2 protein-coding genes are annotated in these 3046 nt (G+C 55.7%); both read left to right on the forward strand.

From position 1 onward, the window contains the following. Window positions 1–651 (forward strand): DNA methyltransferase (locus FV242_RS33380; protein ID WP_147941945.1); only part of this gene is annotated, 651 nt, incomplete at its 5' end. A 1-nt stretch (window position 652) separates the two neighbouring features. Further along, a partial coding sequence (locus tag FV242_RS33385; protein WP_147941946.1) for a DEAD/DEAH box helicase occupies window positions 653–3046 on the forward strand: 2394 nt, incomplete at its 3' end.

Consider the following 3046-nt stretch of genomic DNA (forward strand, 5'->3'; position numbering starts at 1 on the left):
AAAATCGGTGTTGAGTTTGACTATCCGAAACCTGTCCGCTTAATTTCTTATTTAATAAAAGCCTTGTGTCCGGATCGGGATGCCATAATTATGGATTCATTTGCCGGCTCTGGCACCACGGGTCATGCGGTTATCGAACTAAATCAACAGGATGGTGGTTCGCGAAATTTCATTTTGGTTGAGATGGATAAGCGTATCTCTGACTCGGTGACTTATCCGCGTCTCAAGGCAGTAGTTTCTGGCATTGATAATAAAGATTGCGGTTTTCGCTATTGCGATCTTGGCGAAACCTTATTCGACGCAAACGGCAACGTTAATGATGTCGTGGAATTCGCTGATCTGGCTGCGCATGTATTCTTTTGCGACACAGGTTCGCCAATACCAAAAAAAGTCTCCGATGGAAACCCTTTGATAGGCACCTTTCAGGGGCGAGCGATTTATCTTTTATTTTCACCTACATCTATGGGTGTGCCGGCTACTAAGGCTGGCAACGTTTTGACGGCTTCAGTGCTGAAATCACTTCCATCGCCTGGGCCTGATTTTAACGGCATCCGCATCGTCTATGGTGAAGGCTGCACAGTGCCAGATGACCGGCTTACTGCATCAGGCGTGACATTCCGCCAAGTGCCTTATCAGATCGAGGGTATCTGACATGGCCCAGCCGTTTCAGACGAAGCTTTATCAAAAGCAGTGCCTCGCTGCGTTGTCGAGTTATCTTACGGACGTGGCGACGACGAGCGATGCCGACACCGCTTTCTACAAGGCGACCCGTCGTCCTTATCACCAACCGCCGGCGTTGCCAGGCCTTCCGTATGTCTGCCTTCGGGTGCCGACCGGTGGCGGAAAGACGATCCTTGCCTCTTACTCGATCGCACTCGCAGCCGACACCTACTTAAAGTCTGAGACGCCGTGTGTATTGTGGTTGGTCCCGTCGCAGACGATCCGTGATCAGACCCTCGCAACGCTGCAAGATCGCACCCATCCGAACCGCCGCGCTATTGCCGAACGCTTTGGTGAAAATCTGCGCGTGATGACCGTCACCGACGCGCTCTATGCCAAGCGTGCCGATTATGACGGAGGCGCGTGCATTATCGTGTCTACCTTGCAAGCGTTTCGCCGCGAGCAGACTGAAGGCCTGAAGGTTTATGAGGCCAATGGCGAGCTGATGGACCATTTTACGGCTCTGCCTGACGGGCTGCGGGCTGTCCTCGACAAAGGACCAGGCGGCGATCCTATTCCGTCCTTTGCGAACGTCCTGAAGCTTCGGCGGCCGATGGTGATCGTTGACGAAGCGCACAACGCACGCACCGACCTGTCTTTCGACGTGCTAGCGCGTCTGGCACCATCGCTGATCGTCGAGTTCACAGCCACGCCCGTTACGCCGGACAAGGCGGACCCTGCAAAGGGTATTATTCCCTCGAACATCCTGCACCAGGTTTCAGCAGCCGAGTTGAAGACGGCTGAGATGATCAAACTGCCGGTCATCCTGCGCGGGCGCACCGACCCGAACGACACGATCGCGGATGCGATTGGATGGCTTGACGAGCTCGCTCGGACCGCAGCGGAGGAAGAGGCAGACACCGGGGAGTTCGTTCGCCCCATCATGCTCCTTCAGGCCGAGCGGAAATCAAAAACCGAAAAGACTCTTCACGCCGAAGAAGTGAGGCGGATGCTGATAGAGAACTTCCGCCAGCCTGAAAGTCATATTGCCATGGCGACAGGCGAAACAGATGAGATCGCCGGCAAAGACCTGTTCGCGCGCGACTGCGCCATTCGTTTTATCATTACGCAGTCGAAGCTGCGAGAGGGCTGGGATTGCTCATTCGCCTATGTCTTGTGCTCCGTCGCAGAGCAGAAATCCGCCACTGCCGTCGAGCAAATCCTTGGGCGGGTGCTGCGCCTTCCAAACGCAAAATGGAAGAAACGACAGGATCTTAACAGGGCTTATGCTTTCGCAACGACGACTAGTTTCCAGACCGCTGCAACGACGCTCAAGGATGGCCTAGTGGCCAACGGCTTCGAGAGAGTTGAAGCAGAAGCCCTGGTCCGAGCTGATCAGGACGCTATTCGAGGCTTAGAGGCGGGCGGTTCCGCTTTCGTCCATGAAGACAACCTGCCCAGCGACGTTGATTTCGCAGCCGTGCAAACCATCCTGGAAGCGGCTACGGGAGGACGTGTCCAGATCGACCTGGCGACTGGAAGCATCAAGGCGCGCGGCGCTCTCAGTGAGGTTGACAAGACATCATTGATCCAAGCGATTGAACTGGCCGGCGGCCGTGCGGCCGCCCGCACCTGGGCGGAGTCCTACGTGTACCGGACACGCGGTGCGCGCCTTGCCGTCCGGCAGGCCGAAGAGGGCAAACGTTCGTTCTCTGTCCCGGTGCTGAGCGTCCAGCGCAACGGCATCCTCGAACTGTTCGACCGCGCTCATTTCCTTGATATCCCTTGGCCACTCGAAACCTGCGATCCATTGCCGGTACTCGGCTATTTTGCACCCCCATCCGTTGTGGCGGATGAAGCGCATCTTGACGTGACCGCTCAAGGTAAGGCGGTCGTCTCATTCGTGAATGACCTACACGCGCAGCTGTCACTCAGCATGGAAGAGCCGAATTGGACCAAAACGGGTCTAATCAACTGGATCGACCGCGCTCTTCCCCGCAATGCGCGGCTGGATGTGACGCGGACCTCATCGACGCTGTTCATCGGCAAGGCGCTCGATGCCATAATGGCGAGGGAAAGCATGAGCCTGGAGGCACTTGCGCGCGCGAAATTCAGGCTGGTTGAGGCTGTTGTAAGGGCAATCGCGGATCATCGTGAGACGCGCGAGCAAACGGCTTTCGAGCAAGCCATCATGTTTTCGCAGAGTGGTCTGGACTTTAAGACAAGTGCCGATAGTGCTTTGACTTTTGATGAAAATAGCTATTCGTATAACCAGCCCTATCGAGGGGCTGTTGCATTTCGTCGTCACTTCGCCCGGATAGTTGGGGATCTCAAATCAGAGGGCGAGGAGCATGAATGCGCCGTCCATATCGATAATCTTCCTGGT

Source organism: Methylobacterium sp. WL64 (assembly GCF_008039945.1).
Lineage (GTDB): Bacteria > Pseudomonadota > Alphaproteobacteria > Rhizobiales > Beijerinckiaceae > Methylobacterium.